Origin of the sequence: Rhizobium aouanii, assembly GCF_037002925.1 — a bacterium.
GTDB lineage: Bacteria > Pseudomonadota > Alphaproteobacteria > Rhizobiales > Rhizobiaceae > Rhizobium > Rhizobium aouanii.
This window is the reverse complement of sequence record NZ_JBAMYD010000014.1, coordinates 45,501-63,097: the sequence shown is the minus strand read 5'-3', so window position 1 is coordinate 63,097 and position 17,597 is coordinate 45,501. Positions and strand designations below refer to the sequence as shown.

The window sequence follows — 17,597 nt, the reverse complement described above, 5'->3', positions numbered from 1 at the left end:
GCTGTCTATTTCGTCGCTCCTGCCGTCAAGCCAGCAATAAACCGCCGCTGGAAAATGAGATAAGTCACGATGAGCGGGAAAATGACAATCACCGCGCCGGCGGTCAGAACCGGCGTGTTGACGGTATAACGCCCTTGGAAAAACAGCATGCCGAGGGGCAGCGTCCGATAGTCGTCGTCGTTGACCAGGATGAACGGTATCAGAAACTCGTTCCAGGTCCATATGAACAGGAACAGCGCCAGTGTCGACATTGCCGGCACCATGAGCGGGACGACGATCTTGCGCAGGATATGAAAGCGTCCGGCGCCATCGAGAACCGCCGCTTCGAGAACTTCTTCCGGCAGTTGCTGCATCGCGCTGGCGAGGAAGATCGTCGAGAACGGTATCGACATCGCGATCTGCGGCAAAATCAGAGCCGCATAGGTATTGATCAACCCCAGATACCGCATTTCGTAATAAAGCGGGATGATGAAGGCTTCCGCGGGCACCATCATGCCGAGCGTCAGGATGGCGAACAGCGTGCGCCGGAACGGAAACGACAGGTAGGCGAAGGCAAAACCAGTCAGCAGGCCCAAAAAGACGCTTGCAGCAACGACGGGTATGACAACGATGATCGAATTCCAGAAGTAAATGTTGAAATGTCCGGCATTCCAAGCATCGACGTAATTTTCGAAATGCGGATATGCCGGCAGCGCGAATGCACCCTGCAGAACGTCGGCCTTGCTCTTTATCGAGGTCAGAAGCAGAAGCAGGAACGGCGTTATCGTTACGAAAGCAAGAAGCCAGAGAACAAGGCGAAGAAATAGCGTACCGGCCGAGATTTTAGACCAACGGCTCATCAAGCCCGTCCTTTGTTCTGCGATCCCACAAATCGGTGAATTGCATAGTTGATGACGAATGTGAGGACCGCGCCGACAATGGCGATGGCCGCTGCGGCGCCGAACCGATTAAGCTCGAAGCCGAGCTGATACATGTAGATGTTCGGCACGAGCGTCGCGTTGGCGGGTCCGCCCCTGGTCATTGTAAAAATCAGGTCGAAGCTTTTGATTGACGCTATGACCGTCAGGAGCAAAACCACCCTTATTTCAGGCAAGAGAAGCGGCAGTGTTATCCAGAAAAAGGTTTTTCGCGCCGAAGCGCCATCGACCTTGGCAGCGTCGAAAAGAGACGGGTCGATGCGCTGAATTCCGGTCAGGAAGATGACCATGCAAAAACCGAAGAAATACCAGGTAGCAACGATCCCGACCGCGGGAAGCACAAAATTGAAATCTCCGAGCCACGGGAGTGCCAAGGCGCCTAAGCCCACTGCTCTCAGAAACTGATTGAAAGGGCCAAATGCAGGATTGTAGAGCCATGCCCAGATGATGCCCAACACGGCAGTCGGCATGATATAAGGCAGGAACAGGAAGGTTCGGAGCGCAAGTTGTTCGCGCTGCTTCAGATTCCAGACGCAAGCGGCAAGAGTTATGCCGAGCACGAGCGGCAGGACGCAGTAGAAGATCATGAGCTCGGCATTGTTGCGCAAGGCAATATAAAAACGGCTGTCAGAAAAGAGATCGACGTAATTGCCGAGACCAATCCACTTGGGCATGCTCAAGCCGTCCCAGCTGGTCAGGCTCAAACCCAAAGCCGCGACGATCGGTCCAAAGACAAAAGCCGCGTAGAACAGCAAACCAGGCAATAAATAGATAAAATTGGTCTGTTGCGAGCCATCAAGTGCGGAGCGTTTCATCCAGTACTCCATAAGGCCAAAGCTGTGGTCATCGCGCAGCGAGCCGATCGCAGCGCTCAATCTATTTGGATCGACGAGACTGAGGTCACGACCGCAGGGGACGGCCGTGACCAGCGCCCGCAATCTTTATTTCTTATCCTTCAGGTACGCCTGATAATCCTTGTCCATAGCATCGACAAAGGCTTCGGGCGTGATATTGCCGGACAGAAGAAGCGGCGTGTTGTCGTCTATTGTCTTCAGCATCGTTGGGCTCGACCAATCGGGGTAATGGCCGAGAGCGTCGTTTGCGTTGAGTGTCTTCCACATTTCGATGCCGGAGGTGAGGAGCGGCGTGAGCTTTGGCTTTGCGTCAGCCGCGAGCGACGTTGCCGGAAGATAGCCGGCATTGGCCCAGGTTTCAGCAGCTTTTTCCGAGACCATGTAATCGATGTATGCGCCGGCTAGGTCCTGTGTCGGCTTCGTTTTGGCAAGGCTCGTTATCGCCCAGGCAAGATCCACGCCCCCGACACTCATGGGCTTGGAAATACCTTTCGGGGCAGGAATTGCCATGAAACCGATATCCGGATTGTGTTGCATGTCACCGAAATACCAGGTCCCGGAGATCAGGAACGCGCCCTGCCCGGAAATGAAAAGCTGGACGGCGTCGTCACCCGAGATGCCTTCGAAACCGGGGAAAAAATAACCGCCCTGTGCCCATTGCTGTACGAGTTTGGCGGATTCGATGTTCCCCTTGGTGTTCCAGGAGCCGCCCCGGCCGTAAATCAGATCGTCAAGCTCGGCACGATTGCTCGCGTCGATATGCGCCTGCTCGATGGCGCCGATCATGTGCAGGGCCAGATGCTGCTTTGCCGAGCCCATCATGAAGGGCGCAACGCCCTTTTCCTTCAGCTTATCAAGACCGGCCAACAGCTCCTCGAAGGTTTGCGGCAGCGCTACTCCCGCATCGCCGAGGATCTTTTTATTGTAGTAGAGGCCAACGATCTCGCCGAGGCCTGATATGCCGTAGGTCTTACCGACCCCAAATTTTCCATCTTCCCAGCGGTCTCGAGCAAGCACGGAATCAGACTGGCGCTTATCCCAGCCATAGTTTTTGATGTAGTCGTCGACCGGCAGGAGCAATCCTTCCTTGACCATCGCCCCCATGTCGCCGGCACCCTGATTGACTTTCGTGATGACAGGGCCATCCCCTGCCGAAACCGCGAGCTTCAGCGTCAACTTCATGTCATCAAAGGTGCGGGCGGTGCGTTTGATCGTGACGCCGGGATGCGCAGCTTCGAACTCCTTGTTGAGCTGCTCTATGACCGCACTCTGACCTTCATAGGTTTGGTCATCCCACACAGCCAGGTCATCGGCGCGCGCGGCTGTCGAAAGGCTAAAACTCAAAAGCGCCGCGCCAGCAAGCGCGACAGCTGCTTTCAATCGGTATGCCGGCAGTATGCTGATCGATTTCACGGTTCTTTTCATCTGCTCCACCTCATCTGGTTTATTCTCCACTCCCGTTCAGGCCTTGCGCCAGGCAGCGGCCGAACGTTTTCTTCCCCCAGAGCTTTGCCTGGCTGGCGAATCTGAGGTAATCGTCAATGCATCGGCTCCTCTCGCGACCTAAAATGACAAAGCGCCACGCAGGAGGTGGCAAAGTGATGGGCACCAGCTGTTTCATCCGCGCCGCGATTGAAGCGGATATCGACGCCCTTTTCGACATCTGCCTGAAAACCGCCAATTGCGGTGAGGATGCCAGCGCGCTTTATAGCGACCCGCATCTGCCCGGCTACATCTGGTCGGTACCCTACCTCAAATTCGCCAAGGACTTTGCCTTTGTTCTCGTTCAGGACGGCCGGCCGGCCGGCTATGTCGTAGGGGTGCCGGACACCAGCAGGTTCGACAGAGACTTGCAGACAAACTGGTGGCCGTTCGTCCGCCAGCAGATTGCGGGACTGGCACCCACCCGTCCGCGCGACGCCGACGTGATGGAACGGATTCAAAATCCGCGCAGCGGAACGGCGTGGCTTCAAGACCAGTACCCCGCGCATCTCCACATCAACATCCTTCCCGGACTTCAGGCAAGCGGTTGGGGGCGCAGGATGATCGCCACGGAGCTTCAAGCGCTTCGAAACCACGGGGTCGGAGCCGTGCATCTCGGGGTCGACCCAAACAACGAACGCGCCAGGGGTTTCTACCGTCGCCTCGGCTTTTCCGAATTCGAGCAGGATGGCTCCGTCGCCTTCGCAATGCGGATCGACGAGGGATCGGGTTGAAGCATTTCCTGGTTTCTCCGAGCCACGGAAAGGCCCTGTCTCCCGGGTATAAACACCCTCGATTGGAGAAAATCTCACACGCCCGAAACTGCCTGCTCCCCACAAGGCGAGATCAGTGTGCCCATCCGGATGAACGTCCGCATGAAGGCGTGATACTATTGGCAGTAAAACAGGCTGCTCGGCGAAAAGCTGTCCATCAGTCGAGGGCTTCATCATGAGCAAATCCTCGGCAGCCGGGGTTTAAGGAGTCCGCGGGACGCGAAAAAGGAAATAGCCGGTCAAGGCCAGGCCAGTTCCTCTTTGGGCGATCTTGGCAGGCGCACGGCTAACCGGACGATAGGTATGGCACATACTTCTCATCGACCCTCTTTATTTCATCGCACGTTAATTCAAGCCTACAGCTGGCCTCCCATTTGTCAAGGACATAGACAAATTGCCTGGTTCGATGTATTGAATTCCGGTTAGTCGCGATAGTTGTGACTTAATATCGCGGCCATTAAGTATGCGCTCCGAACTAATTGGACTGATCTAGCCGGATGGCAATGATATCTTCTGTCGCACAGACCCCGATCGCACGAAAAATTTCAACCAATGCCGTCATCCGAACCGTGTTCGCGAACGGGTCGATCTCTCGCGCAGATATTGCCAAGCTAACAGGCTTGTCAAAGCAGACGATTTCCGATGTCGTGCGCGACCTTGAGGATGACGGATGGCTGAAACCAGTCGGGCAGACTGACGGTCGCCCGGGCCGGAATGCGATCACCTATGAAATCAATGCCAGGGCGGGACTGGCCGTCTCTATCGACCTCGGGAGCACCAAGATTGCTGCGGCTATTTGCGATCTGTTGGGGAACGTGGTTGCTGAAACCAAAGTATCCACCGACCCGCGCGGCGGAATGCATCTCGTCAATCAGTTCAGCGATCTTATCGTAGAACTCGCGTTTGCGGCCGGAACGACTGCCGACAAACTCCGTCTCGTCGTTCTAGGCAGTCCCGGCGTGCTCGATCCGGCCACCGGGCATATCAACGTAGCGCCAAGCATCCCCGGCATCGACGCCATAAATCTGCGGCAAGTCTTCAGCGACAGAATGGCTATACCCGTGATCGTTGAAAATGACGTCAACCTGGCCGCGCAAGGGGAGAGATGGCGGGGACACGGTATCGAAACCAGCAATTTTGCTTTCGTTGCTCTCGGAACGGGCGTCGGCATGGGCATCATCGCCAACGGAACTCTGTTGCGCGGCGCGCGTGGGGCGGCCGGCGAAATCGCCTACCTTCCGATCGGCGGAGATGCTTTTGATCCTGGCGGATTTACGCTTGGAACCTTTGAGAGTGCGGTCGGCAGTGCCGCGATGTTGCGCCGCTACGTCGGTTTCGGCGGGCGTAACGCATCCACCGTGGCCGATCTTTTCGCCGCGTTTAATGCAGGAGAAACAAGCGCCGCGGCTGCCATCGAAGAGACGGCAAGGCTGGTCGCAGTCGCTATCGCTGCAATCGGAGCGGCTCTCGATCCTGAACTGGTGATCACCGGCGGCAGCATCGGCGCAAGACCGGAACTCGTAAACGCCATCCGCGGTTTCCTGCCGCGTTGTACGCCTTATCCGCCGCGCATCGAGATCAGTCGCTTTGGGAACCGCGCCGCCCTGATGGGAGGAATGGGGATCGCGGTCGAGCGCATGCATGACGATCTATTTGGTGTCAAATTGAGGGAAGTTTGAAGAGCGCATGCCGCAGGGCCAACGTGCAGTGTCGCCACTTGAGAAGCGCTGGAAATGCGCTAGATTTTCCGCCATGATAACAGCAACGCAGATACGCGGCGCGCGCGCCATGATTGGAATGAGCATCGAAGAGCTCGCCGCCGCCAGCGGCCTGCCGGTCGAGACTGTGGCGGCGCTGGAAAACGGTGAATTCGCGGGCGAGCCGCACGCGCTGTTCGATGTGCGCAGCACACTCGAGGCGAACGGCATCATCTTCCTGTCGAGCGGCAATCAGGATGAAGGTGGCCCCGGCATCCGGTTGCGCGCACGCACCTCCAGCGATGACGGCATCCGGCCGGAAAACCTCAACGCCGCCAACGACGACTGACGGAACCAATCGCTCGCCCGGGCGTTTCGCTGTCCCATAACATATTGGGGCCTATATCATATCGGGGGCAGTCTCTTGAACCGCAGCAATGGTCTCTACGTCATCATCGGCGTTCTTGTCGTCGCCGTCATCGGCCTCGGCGCCTATATCTTCCACGAGGAAAGTAAGCCGCAAGGCATCGAGATGAGCATCGGCAAGAACGGTGTCTCGATCGAGCAGAACTGATCTTTATAGATAGGTTTTTGCAAGGTCGGCGAGTTTGCCGCCGTCCTTCACGCCTTGCCTGTAGAGCTGAATGATGACCGCCCCGATCCGCTCGGCCTCCGGCGTCGTCCTGGCGAGGCCGCGTTCGTCGCAGACCTTGTCGAGGACCTGCGAGAGCAGATCGAGATCTTCCGAAAATAGCGGTAAATCATGCGGATGAATTGAGGATCGTAACATCACGCCGCATTTCCTCCGAGGGCAAACGCATCCACGCTTGCATCGCCGGCCGCCCTCCGCAACCGACCATAAAGTCATTATGCGCGAGGGTCCGAACTTTAGCAACTACGCAAATTTCTATGGAACAAAATTATGGAACAAAATTTTATCCCGCGCGTTCGGCCGCGTTGGTCGCAGGAATCAGTGAGTGCAGACGTGAGTGAAAAACGCTTTCCCTCCCCCGTCCGGGTCGTTTCTGCAAACAGCAGCCTGATCGTTTCGACCGTCTGGGAGGCCGTCGAATATCTGAAGCGGTGGCCGAGCAAGCGTGGGCGCGATTATCGCGTTGCGCGCCAGCACTGCCTGGATGCGCTCGACGGAATACGCAGCCCGCGCGCAGCACAGGCTTCCTTCATCACGGCAGCGAAAGCGGCGGGATTGCTGGTGTAAGATCGTTAGCGGTTGCGTCCACCGCCGGCAGCGATGAGCTGAGGATGGACGGAGCCTTCCATGATCACCTTGGCGGTAACCTCGATCACCCGCTCCTCGGCGAGTTCTGCAAGCGCGAGGGCGACATCGCCTTCCGACCAACCGGCTTTGACGGCCTCGTCCGACAGAGCCTGGAACGCGCTGGCGAGGCTCTGCCTGCAAGTTAGATTGTGTTTCATATCCGCCATGCTCGACTAGGCTATCTGTGACAGGGACAATGTTAATTTACACATATTCACGAGAATGCGAAGAGGCTTCAGGTTTTTTTCAATCCAAAATTGGGGTATTAACTTCCAAACTGGGTATAACCTTAACAAAAGGCAACAAATACCACCGCTCGCAACTGAGGTAGTACCAAAAAGAACTAAAGGATTTATTTGCGATGCACCTTCAAAGGGTATTTCATCGCGTTATTTAGTCTAAATGGTCGAAAGGAGCGGAGCCGGATGCAGCGGCCCTTTGAACCACGAGAATGCGGCAAACCTGAAAGCGGCCCGTTTTCAGCATCTTCAGTGCACCCTGTCAATCAGCTTCGGGATCCGGCATAGCGAGCGTGGGCCGTGCTGGAGGATGTCTCGCGCAGTCTGTACAGCCAATCGGCGGGCGACGCCTAGCCGCCGCGAACGCCTTCGGCGTTAATCACCTTAATACCACAACGACACCACACTCCCGTCAAAGTCCGCCGTACCATTGGCAGCTCACTTCTTCAGGTTTTCAGGAGGTAAAATGTCTATCGAACTGGACGCTACTACCTATGTCCACGCCAAGCCGGCGACCGCCCATTCCTATATACTGCCGACCGTTGTCGATGTTCTCGAGAACAGTTTCCAGGAGGCAAAAGAAACAGCGGTCTTCGACCTCGGTTGCGGCACCGGCGGTGCTGCCGCCGTGCTTGCGGAAAAAGGCTATGACGTCGTCGGTGTCGATCCCTCCCAGGACGGCATCGCGAAAGCGAGAACGGCCCACCCCGATCTTCCGCTGGAAATCGGTTCCGGATACGAAGATCTTTCCAGCCGGTATGGGACCTTCGATGCGGTGATAAGCCTCGAGGTAGTGGAGCATGTCTATGATCCTAAGGCTTTCTCGGCCACCATGTATGATCTGGTGAAGCCAGGCGGCATCGCCGTTATGTCGACGCCTTTTCATGGCTACTGGAAAAATCTGGCATTGGCCGTCAGCGGAAAGATGGATGACCATTTCATGCCTCTGAAGGACCATGGCCATATCAAATTCTGGTCTCCCGGAACGCTCAGCACCCTCCTGCTTGAAACAGGCTTCGAAGACGTCGACTTCGAATATGTCGGGAGGATTCCGCTTCTGGCGAAGTCGATGATCGCGATCGCTCAGAAACCGCACTGACGGCGGTCAAAGGCAGACCGCCCTTTGTAATGGTTGGCGCTACAGCTCACCTGCAACATGAACAAATGACATTTTCGTTCGGGACGTTCGGCTCCCGTTTTAGCATTTCTGCCAATGCCTCGTTCCGATTTCCGCCGCCAGCGGGACGAAGAAAACTGACATTATGACTGGGATTTCAAGGGGATAAATGGTCGGGGCGACTGGACTCGAACCAGCGACCCCTTGACCCCCAGTCAAGTGCGCTACCGGGCTGCGCTACGCCCCGACCTGCCGAAACGGCTTGCTTCGTTTAGTTTTTCAGCGCGTGCAATGCAAGCGGAAAAACCTTGCCTCCAAGAAAAAGGAGGCGGTTTGCGCGAATGGTCAGATCGCCGCGAGCTTCAGCCGGCCTTCGGCGGTTTGACGAGGCTGCCATGCCTGGTAGTTGGCGATCGAAAAATGCGGCGTTTCGAAGGGCGTGGCGTGCGTTTCGGTGACGACGGTGACGTCGGCGCCCGCTGCCTCGCCGGCGAGGATACCGGCGACCGCATCTTCGAAGACCAGGCATTTTTTCGGATCGACGCCGAGGCGGCTTGCGCCGAGCAGATAACCTTCGGGGCTGGGCTTGCCTGATTTGACCTCCTGGCCGCTGACGATGACCTTCGGCATCGGGATGCCGGCGGCGGCCATGCGGCGCCTGGCGAGTTCGATCGGCGCCGAAGTGACGATTGCCCATCTGCCATCGGCGATGGCATTGAGGAAGCGGAGGGCGCCGGGGATCTCGACGATGCCGGAGACATCCTCCATTTCCTCGGCGAGCAGCAGATCCGCCTCATGGGCGGGATCGACGCCGGGCAGGCCGAGCCCGCGGATCACGTCGGAGGCGCGGATGCCGTGGATCGTCTTCAGGAAGACCTCCGGCTCGAAGCCGTGGTGTCTTGCCCATTCACTCCAGACGCGTTCGACGACGGCAATGGAATTCAACAGCGTTCCGTCCATATCGAAGAGGAAGGCGTCGTAGGATCTGTCGAGGATGTCATGGAGAGCGGGCACGGGCGTTTCCTTGCAAGCATGAGGCCGGGGCGGCCTTGCGCAGGCGAGTAGCGGAGAGCGGAAGCGGCGTCAACGTCAGTTGTTGGTGTCTGGATGCGTGACGTTGCGGACGTCGGCAAGACCACGGGCGGCGTCGCGGCTGCCGGTCGCGGCAGCGGCTTCGAAGATACGCGTCGCATCGCCGTACATTTTGAGATTGAGGTAGCAGTAGCCGCGCAGAACCATCAGGTCGATGCGTTCCTGCTGCAGCTGGGCACGCTGGTCGAGATAGATGAGGGTTTCGCGGTAACGTCCGGCGTCGAAGGCTGAAAGCGCACGGTCGGCGAGGATCGCCACCTGAAGCTCGGCGGCCCGCTGGCGGTTCTGCGGCGCCTTGGTGGCCGCGACGGCGGCATTGCCGGAGAGGCCGGCGCGGAGATAGGCAAGGCTCTGGCCATAGGCTGCGTCTTCACGGACCTTGCGGGCCGGGCTCTGCAATGCGGCCTCGAAGGCCGAGATCGCCTCCATCGGCCGGTTGATATCCATCAGGCACCAGCCGCGCGACAACGCGTCGGCCGGCTTAAGCTGCCCCGCATCGATTGTCGTCGAGCAGCCGCGCGTCTGACGCGGGCCGCGCGGGACGGTCATCGTCTCCATCGCCGGTCTCGCCGCACGAACGACCACTTCCGCACCCGGCTGCAGGGTCACGCGGCGCTCTGCCGGGAGCGGCTCGGCCGGAGGACGCTGCGTCGGTTGGGCCGGTTGCTGTGCGACAAGCCCGCCCTTCGCCGGCGGCGGCGTGACGGCATTCGGCATCAGGGAGGACGTGTCTTGGAGATTGGTGATCCGGCTCGACCGGCCGGCCCAGGCACGCTGGAGGTCGAGCACGCCCTTGCGGTCGCTCAATTGCTCACGGGTAATGACAAGGCCATAGGCGGACGGTTCGTCGTCGGGTTTCCAGGCAAGCGCCGTCTCGAACCAGCGCGCGGCGGTCTGGAACTGGTTGAGGGAGCGGGCATACCAGCCGAACTGCTGCGCGGTCGGCACATATTTCCGGGCGATGACCTCGGTGGCGATGCGATGCAGCACCTCTTCGGCCAGATCGGCTGGCGGCTGCAACGCCATCAAGTTGGCGGTGGCGGCGAGATAGGTGGCAGTTGCATCGTCGGAATTGGCGCGCCAGCGGAACATCACGTCCTCGGCTTCCTCAGGCGCCTTGCGGGCGATCAGCGCCAGCGCCAGCCCCTGCGAAGCGGCCGCCGAATCCTGCTTGGCTCGGGCGGCACGGAACCATTTTTCGGCATCGGCATCATTGTTGCGGCGAAGCTGGTACCAGCCGAGCAGCAGCGCATCGGAGGCAAGCCCCTCCGTCTCGGCGAGTCTTTCGAGGCGGGCGATATAATCGGGCGCGATGGCGAGATTAGGATCGTCATCGCCCTCGGCCATGAAGCGTCGGGCGAGGTTGTCGCGAATCGCATCGAATTCCTTGCTGCCGTCGGCGGCAGGCCTCTCCAGCGCGAGCAGCGCCTGCATCGGCTGGTAGGCAAGCAGCGTCGAAGCCTTCTCGACCGTCGCCTGCCGCTCGGCCGGATTGGTGCAGTTCTTCAGGATATAGGTGTAGGCGTCCTGGCCGCGCTGCGCCCTCTCCGTCTGGATGAAGGCTTCGGCGACGCGCCAGAGAACATCGATCTCGCTGCAGGTGAGCAGGCTCGGTGTTGCGGCAGCGATATCGACCACAGTCGCATATTGCTTGAGGTCCGAAGCATTGAGGAGGCGGGCACGGGCCTCGGCGACGTCAAGCCGGTCGAGCAGATCGGCCGGCGGCTGCCACCCTGCATCGGCTGCCTGGCGGTCGGCGACGGCCTTGCGCAGCTCCGCATAGCGGCCATCCGAATAGAGCTGCCACATGGCCTCGAGCTGCTTGTCGCCATTCTGCGGCACGGCGAGCGGATCGGCTGGCGGAACCCAGTTCGGATAGAGCGCCTGAAGGCGGGAGATTTCGGCCTGCAGGCGCACCTTGTCGCCGCGGCTGGCGAAATAACGAAGCGCACTTTCATCGACGGCAGGCTGCGGCGCCGCGGCCGCCTGCTGTGGTGCCGGCGGCTCGGAAACGATGGGGGGTGTGACTGGTGCCGGGTGGGCGACCGTCTGAGCCGGCGGAGCAGCCGTCCGAGGTGCCGCAGGCTGCGACGCAGCGGCATCCGGCTCGGACCTGTCCGGTGCTGGCGGCGGGGAAGTGATCGCCTCTATCTTGTCGGCGACGAGTTGCGCATTGAATTCGGGATTGCCGGCAGGAGCATCGGTCGGCTTGATGCGGCCCATCATCATCAGCTCCGGCGCCGGCTTGCCGGCGGCCCCAAGGCCGAACTTTTCCTGCAGAGCGGCACGATCTTTCAGCCCGGTGACGAGGGTCGCCACCACGACTGCCGCTGAAACCGCTAAGAGAGAAGACTTCACAGACACCCCGGATGCTTCTCCCCGATATAGGCCAGCCCCAGCAGCTGAAGCGTGGACGGATAATAGAGTGCGGGCGCAAATTGCAGGGCCGAGACCGGCAGCTTGGTCCCATCGACTACACAGGCCACAACATCGTTAACAATTCGATAACCGGGATCCGACAACACGGCCTTCGGCCGGCCGGTAGTCAGATCGATGGTCGCGGGAACGCCGTCTTGCGACATCCCTTGTTGCAGGCGGGTCAGCAGCGCCTTGTCGGTGACACCGCCACGAGCGAGATAAAGCGGGATGCGAATGGCGTTATAGGCAAACTCGGCGTCGAAACCCTCAGCTGGCTGCGGCTGGCCGTTGAGACTGACCCATTCGGCGGGAAGCTTGCGCGGGCCGAACTGCATCGTCTTCAACAGCGCTAGGCCATCGTCCGACAGTTTTTGCCAGGCATCCGACGGAGCGAGCGCCGCCATCACCGGGATCGCCTCGTAAATCCAGTAGGACGGGTTGACGACGGGGCCGTCCTCACGGTCGGTAGCGGCAAAACCCTCACTCCCTGGCAACAGGAGTGTGTGGCCAGCCGAGTGCACCACGGTTTCGGCAAGCAGCGCTTGCGCCATTCGGGAGGCGGCAAGGATATAGTCGTTGCGTTTCCACGCCGTGCCGGCAAGCGCCAGCGCATAGGCGATCAGCATGTCGCCATCGGAGGCGTTGTTGGTGTCCGTGACGTGCGGCTTGCCGTTCGGATCCCACTTCCAGACTGCCAGGCCATCGTCGCGCAGCAGCAGCTCGGTGCGGGTAAAATACCAGATCTGTTCGAAGTCGGCAGGGCTGGCTGCGAGATAGGCGAGCAGCATGCCATAGCCCTGCCCTTCGCTGTGGCTGATATTGCCGTTGCCGTTATCGATGATGCGGCCGGTCGCATCGAGAAACTTCGCCTTGTAGGCCGACCATGCGCCGGCATTGATCATCGCCTGCTGCGCAACGGCGGGCGCTCCCCCGGGAGCGAGCGCGACCGATGCCGCAAGCAGGAGTGCGCGCCACCGCCTCATTTCGACCGCCCCAGTCTTCTGAGCATGCTTGACGTAGTGACCCCGATCAGCAGCACGAAGACGACCAGCAGGGAGGCATAGGAGAGGATATTCGTCGACAGCCAGTTGGCGGCGATCAGGCGGTAATTGGAGATCGACCAGGGTGTGGACGGCACAAAATCGAAACGGGTGACGGGCACGGTCTCGATCTTGCCTGTCTTGCTCGAATAGGTGGTGATGTGGCCTGATATCTTTGGCCAGTTCGGCTGCGCGGTCAGAACCTCCAGCCCTTCGCGCAAATCCTTTGCCGACGGCGCCGTTACCACCGTCCATGCACCGGCTCCGGCAGGGCTGGAGCCCTGGGCAACCAAGATCGTGTCGACATTGGACGGCGTGAAAACCTCCTCCGCGCCGGGCACGAATTGCAGCGAACTGCGGGAGATATCGAAATTACGCGACACCCACTCGCGGAAGGCGGTGATCCGGTTGCGCAAGACACCGCCGCTGACCTTGGAATTCCACTCCTCGAAGGCCGTACCGGTATCGACGACGCCCGCCTGCGTATCCGCAACGGGACGCCACGAGGCCTGGCTCGCCGTGGCGATATTGGTCTGCGTCAACGCGGTTGCCGGCATCTGCGAGACGGAGCCGATGAAGATGGCGTCGCGATCGCCGATCATATTCGGCGAGGCGACGGTTTCGACGTCGATCGGATGGCCGGCGGTGATCGCCATCTGACCGAGCAGCGTGGCGGCTGCCGAAAGCGTATCGGCATCGACGCGGTCGATGAAGAGCGGCGTCGGCTCCGTGGCCCGACCGTAGGGATAAGCGGTGCCGGCCATTGCGGCCAGGTTCGGACGCTGACCGACGCGGGCGAAATCCGGAATCTGCAGTTCGGACGTATCGAACAGGGCAAAGCGCGGGGTGGCGCCCGCGGTCGCGCCCGGCGCGCAAGCCGCATCATCCTTGGTCATCAGGATCGCCTCGATCGCCACCGAATTAAGACCGGGCTTGAAGTGCCGCATCGTCACGCGGATCGGCAGATGACGGAGAATGCCGCCTGATGTCGTGGTGATCGGCACGGTGGAGGCGATGTTGTCGTTGACGTAGATATCGATGTGGCTGCCGGGCATCACGTTATCGGTATAGGCGGCGTCGAGCAGCACCTTCGCTTCGCCATAGGCATTGGCATAAAAATCGGCAGGCACGGCGATATTGAAACTGGTCCGCAGCCGCCGGCCGGAGAATTCGGTGGTCTTCACGCCGAGTTGAGACAAGGCGATGTTCGTATCGGAAAAGACCAGCGGCGCGTTCGGCGCGCTCCAGCGCTCGGTGGTCAACACGTCGCGGCGGATATCCGAGGACCGGTCCGTCGGTGAGACGATGGTATCGATCGCCGAGGAGACCGCCTGCCAGGAGGGGCCGCTGATCAGAAGCACCGGCGAGCCGCTGCGCGGATCGGTGGCGAAAGCGGCGAATGCCGCGCTTTCGGCACCGGGCGGCAGGCCGGGAAAGAGCGGCCGCAATTCCGCTGCGGTACCGACCAGCACGCTAAGCTTGCCGGGCCTGACGGCCGGAAGCGAGGTGGTGCTGAAGGCAAAGATCTGGTTCGGCATACTGCTCAGCACCGACAGGCCCTGCGCCAGTCGCAACAGCGGCTTGGTGGTTCCCGGCTGCTCCAGTGCCGGGACGACGATGTCGAACTCGGTCTTGCCAGCGCCGTCAACGCCGATGGCGCGGATTGCATCGGCGCTCGACAGCTGGGCGGCATCGCTGCCGGCAAAGCTCAGATAGGTTACGGCCGGATCAATGTTCGACCACAGCTCATAAGTGGACTGGATGCTGCAATCGGTGCGGTGGCGCTGGTTGGCTTCAAAGGTGACAAGATTGGCGCCAGGCTGCAGCAAACCGGCCGGAACCTCGAAGGTGACGGCCGACGGGCCATCCGGCGAGCCGACACGCTGCTGGCCGATCGGGCGGTTGTTGAGATAGACGGTCAGCGCCGAGGCCTCAGGCGCGACGACGATCGCATTCTGGTAGGCGAAGGTGAAGTTTGCCTTGGCCGCCGCCTGTTCCGGCGTCAGATAGACCGACCATGACCGGCGATCGTATTCGCCGCCGAGACCAAGTTTCGAAAAGGGCACGACATAGCGACGGACATCGCCGGAGCGCGGCGGCGCAGCGGTATTTGCCGCCGCGGCTGGCTGGAGCGGGGGCGCCGCCGGTTGCGGCTGGACGGTGATCGTCGGAGGAACAGGTGCGGCCGGGGTTGCGGGCGGCGTAGGCGACGTCAATCTCGGGGTAAGGGACGCACCAGCCGGCCGCTCGCCGGACATGTCGAAGGGCGCCGTCTGCGCCTGGGCGACGGCGGAGGCATTCAGCAGGAGAAGCGAGGCAGCCACGATCTTTCTCATCCGGCGTTGACCTTTGCCGCCTTCTGCTGGGCTTCTCGCTCCGGCCGCATGCTGCGGAAGAAGTAAATGAGGCCGCGGCTCGTCTGGTAGAGCGACAGGCCAAGGAACCAGATGGTGCCGCGGATCAGGCCCGGATTGCGACGGCGCGAGGCCTGGAACTCTGTCCACTGATCGGAATTGGCAAACATCAGGTCGGCGATCAGGCGATGGTCGAGCGCGCTTTTCGGCGCGTACTGGCAGCCGACATTGCTGATATCGCCCGACGGCTCGATGTTGCGGACGATGAGCGGCAGGGTTTCCAGTTCCGCGCCGCTATAGGGGCGGAAGCGGATCTCTCCGAGTGCGCCAACCAGCATCTCGTCGAGCTGCTTGTTGAAGATGTGAAGCCTAGCACCGTGGACGGAAACGTCCTCGATCGAGGCCGCGTACCACTTGCCGTTGGCGCCGAATTCGCAGCGCCGGTTGACGCGGACGCGGCGGGACAAGGCGCGCTCGCCGCGCTCCGAGACGACGCCCAGCGCGCAACCGGCCATAATCAGGTTGATAACGTTCCAGCCGCCGACGACGAGCGTGACGTCGGCCTTATAGGGCTCGGCATAAATCTTGTAGATGGTGATGATGAGCGCGACGATCTGCACCGCAAAGATGACGAAGAACGGACGGCTGATTTCCGACAGACGGCTGACGGCGATCGATTCGTCCTTGGCGGTGACTTTGAAGGTCGGCTTCCTCGGATTGAGCATGACGGAGACGACTGCCGGCAGCAGATGCACGGTCTGAACATATTCGTAGAGCTCTGAAATCCAGGGCCAGCGGAACGACCCGTAGAGGTAATTCTGCATCATCAGATTCACGAGCATATAGGCAAACGTGTAGGCGAGGAACTCGCCGCCCGAGGCTGTGAAGATTTCCAGGTCGAAGAACAGGTAGAAGAGCGGCGCAAACAGGAAGATCGTTCGCGGGAACGGGAAGAGCCAGAACAGCGTGGAGGACATATAGCAGAAGCGCTGCGGGATCGTCAGGCCGCGCTTCAGAAGCGGAAAGCGGAAACGCAGGATCTGCATCATGCCCTGAGCCCAGCGGCTGCGCTGGCCGATGAAGCTTGCGAAGGTGGCTGGCTGCAGGCCTGCGATCAGCGGCTTGTCGACATAGATGCTGTTCCAGCCGCTACCATGGAGCGCCAGCGCCGTCTCGCAATCCTCGGTGATGCTGATGCCGCTGAAGCCATTCTGGGATTCGAGCGCCCTGCGGCTCAAAACGGCGGCCGAGCCGCAGAAGAAGGCGGCATTCCATTTGTCGAGGCCACGCTGGATGATGCCGTAGAACATCTCGTTCTCGCTCGGCATCTTGTCGAAGGTGCGCAGGTTGCGCTCCAGCGGATCGGGATTGATGAAGAAGTGCGGGGTCTGGACGAGGAAGAGCTTCGGATCGTCTTCGAAGTAACCGACGGTCTCGAGGAGGAAATCGCGGGCCGGCGCGTGGTCGGCATCGAAGACGGCTATGAGTTCGCCGGTCGAATGTTTCATGCCGTTGTTGAGATTGCCGGCCTTGGCGTGCTCGTTGCGGTCGCGCGTGAGGTAGTGGACGTCGAGATCGTCGCAGAGCTGCTTCAGCTCGATATGGCGGGCAGCAGCCGCCTGGGCTTCGAGCAGCTTGCCGGAGTTGCGCTTCTGCAAGGTGGCGCCGTCGTCGAGCAGCCAGACATGCAGCTTCTCGGCCGGATAATCCATGGCCTTGGCGGCGGCCAGCGTGTTTCCCAGCAGACCGGCATCCTCATTGTAGGATGGCACGAAGACGTCGACATGAGGAAGGCGCCCGGGATTGGCGGCACGCGAGGGGCGCGACGGCAACGGTGTGGCAACAATGAACAGGCTGAGCGCCAGCATCGCGACGCTATACATTTCGGCAAGATAGAGCAGCAGGCCGGGAATGAAATTCTCAGGCTGGTTCAGGGGCGGCAGCGTATTGGTGGTGCGCCAGTAAACATAACGCAGCACAATCGACGTGCCGAAGGCGAGCGCCACCAGGCGCCATGTCCCCTCGCCCTTCAGAATTTTGATGACCGCCATCACGGTCACGACCGTGATGGCGGTGATGAGCTGGGTCTGCAGGTTGACCGGCAGCGTGATCAGCACGATCATACAGAGCGAAACCACGGCCCATATAAAGACACTGCGGGCTTTGCGCATCGGCGCTCCTTCGAAATTGCTCAACCGGGGCACCATCCGGCGCCCGCGGGCATGCTCACTAGAACAGGATGATTTTAGGCTGGGTCGGCCTAAAATCTGAATCCTGTTCTAAATTAAAGAGTTAGAGCATGATGTCGTCCGAAAACCGCTCACACTTTTCGGCA

16 protein-coding genes and 1 tRNA gene are annotated in these 17,597 nt (G+C 60.2%); 6 read left to right on the top strand and 11 right to left on the bottom strand.

Annotated features, from left to right (window positions below; translation table 11 throughout):
- Positions 1–5: 5 nt before the first annotated feature.
- The 3 genes from V8P77_RS23450 to V8P77_RS23440 form a co-directional block, all read right to left on the bottom strand.
- A complete protein-coding gene (locus V8P77_RS23450) occupies positions 6–839 on the bottom strand; it encodes a carbohydrate ABC transporter permease (RefSeq protein ID WP_335914476.1) in 834 nt (277 codons plus the stop codon).
- Positions 839–1,732 (bottom strand): carbohydrate ABC transporter permease, encoded by an 894-nt coding sequence (locus tag V8P77_RS23445; protein ID WP_335914550.1) that lies wholly within the window; start codon positions 1,730–1,732, stop codon positions 839–841. Before V8P77_RS23445 ends, V8P77_RS23450 begins: the two co-directional genes overlap by 1 nt.
- Positions 1,733–1,858: 126 nt before the next feature.
- The gene (locus tag V8P77_RS23440) at positions 1,859–3,196 is read right to left on the bottom strand and encodes an extracellular solute-binding protein (protein ID WP_335914549.1); all 1,338 of its coding nucleotides are present in this window, start codon (positions 3,194–3,196) and stop codon (positions 1,859–1,861) included.
- Between the two features lie 176 nt (positions 3,197–3,372).
- Here V8P77_RS23440 and V8P77_RS23435 point away from each other — a divergent pair, with 176 nt between their 5' ends.
- The 4 genes from V8P77_RS23435 (at position 3,373) to V8P77_RS23420 (ending at position 6,297) form a co-directional block, all read left to right on the top strand.
- Complete coding sequence (locus V8P77_RS23435) at positions 3,373–3,987, top strand: GNAT family N-acetyltransferase (RefSeq protein ID WP_335914475.1); 615 nt, start codon at positions 3,373–3,375, stop codon at positions 3,985–3,987.
- A gap of 536 nt (positions 3,988–4,523) precedes the next feature.
- The gene (locus V8P77_RS23430; RefSeq protein ID WP_335914474.1) at positions 4,524–5,705 is read left to right on the top strand and encodes an ROK family transcriptional regulator; all 1,182 of its coding nucleotides are present in this window, start codon (positions 4,524–4,526) and stop codon (positions 5,703–5,705) included.
- Between the two features lie 73 nt (positions 5,706–5,778).
- Positions 5,779–6,072 carry a helix-turn-helix domain-containing protein gene (locus tag V8P77_RS23425; protein ID WP_335914473.1) on the top strand — a complete coding sequence of 98 codons (294 nt, stop codon included), beginning with the start codon at positions 5,779–5,781 and terminating at the stop codon, positions 6,070–6,072.
- A 75-nt stretch (positions 6,073–6,147) separates the two neighbouring features.
- A complete protein-coding gene (locus V8P77_RS23420; RefSeq protein WP_012756918.1) occupies positions 6,148–6,297 on the top strand; it encodes a hypothetical protein in 150 nt (49 codons plus the stop codon).
- Between the two features lie 3 nt (positions 6,298–6,300).
- Here the strand turns inward: V8P77_RS23420 and V8P77_RS23415 are convergent, their stop codons facing one another.
- Complete coding sequence (locus V8P77_RS23415; RefSeq protein ID WP_029872887.1) at positions 6,301–6,513, bottom strand: hypothetical protein; 213 nt, start codon at positions 6,511–6,513, stop codon at positions 6,301–6,303.
- A gap of 195 nt (positions 6,514–6,708) precedes the next feature.
- Here V8P77_RS23415 and V8P77_RS23410 point away from each other — a divergent pair, with 195 nt between their 5' ends.
- Positions 6,709–6,942 (top strand): DUF982 domain-containing protein, encoded by a 234-nt coding sequence (locus V8P77_RS23410; protein ID WP_335914548.1) that lies wholly within the window; start codon positions 6,709–6,711, stop codon positions 6,940–6,942.
- Positions 6,943–6,947: 5 nt separating this feature from the next.
- Here V8P77_RS23410 and V8P77_RS23405 read toward each other — a convergent pair whose 3' ends face one another.
- A complete protein-coding gene (locus V8P77_RS23405; RefSeq protein ID WP_028741416.1) occupies positions 6,948–7,169 on the bottom strand; it encodes a hypothetical protein in 222 nt (73 codons plus the stop codon).
- A gap of 538 nt (positions 7,170–7,707) precedes the next feature.
- Between V8P77_RS23405 and V8P77_RS23400 the strand changes: the two genes are divergently transcribed.
- Positions 7,708–8,340: a class I SAM-dependent methyltransferase gene (locus V8P77_RS23400; RefSeq protein ID WP_335914472.1), complete on the top strand. Its 633-nt coding sequence runs from the start codon at positions 7,708–7,710 to the stop codon at positions 8,338–8,340.
- Between the two features lie 188 nt (positions 8,341–8,528).
- Here the strand turns inward: V8P77_RS23400 and V8P77_RS23395 are convergent.
- The 6 genes from V8P77_RS23395 to bcsA all read right to left on the bottom strand — a co-directional run bounded on the left by V8P77_RS23395 (position 8,529) and on the right by bcsA (position 17,433).
- Positions 8,529–8,605 (bottom strand) — tRNA-Pro (locus V8P77_RS23395).
- Positions 8,606–8,703: 98 nt separating this feature from the next.
- Positions 8,704–9,372 carry an HAD family hydrolase gene (locus tag V8P77_RS23390; protein ID WP_335914471.1) on the bottom strand — a complete coding sequence of 223 codons (669 nt, stop codon included), beginning with the start codon at positions 9,370–9,372 and terminating at the stop codon, positions 8,704–8,706.
- 75 nt (positions 9,373–9,447) lie between these two features.
- The gene (locus V8P77_RS23385; protein ID WP_335914470.1) at positions 9,448–11,808 is read right to left on the bottom strand and encodes a tetratricopeptide repeat protein; all 2,361 of its coding nucleotides are present in this window, start codon (positions 11,806–11,808) and stop codon (positions 9,448–9,450) included.
- Positions 11,805–12,851, bottom strand: coding sequence for a family 8 glycosyl hydrolase (locus V8P77_RS23380; RefSeq protein ID WP_335914469.1), 1,047 nt, complete (start codon positions 12,849–12,851; stop codon positions 11,805–11,807). Before V8P77_RS23380 ends, V8P77_RS23385 begins: the two co-directional genes overlap by 4 nt.
- Positions 12,848–15,244: a cellulose biosynthesis cyclic di-GMP-binding regulatory protein BcsB gene (locus V8P77_RS23375; RefSeq protein WP_335914468.1), complete on the bottom strand. Its 2,397-nt coding sequence runs from the start codon at positions 15,242–15,244 to the stop codon at positions 12,848–12,850. Before V8P77_RS23375 ends, V8P77_RS23380 begins: the two co-directional genes overlap by 4 nt.
- Entirely contained in the window at positions 15,241–17,433 is a 2,193-nt protein-coding gene (gene bcsA, locus V8P77_RS23370; protein WP_335914467.1) for a UDP-forming cellulose synthase catalytic subunit, read from the bottom strand. The genes V8P77_RS23375 and bcsA overlap by 4 nt, the downstream gene beginning before the upstream one ends.
- Between the last annotated feature and the right edge of the window lie 164 nt (positions 17,434–17,597).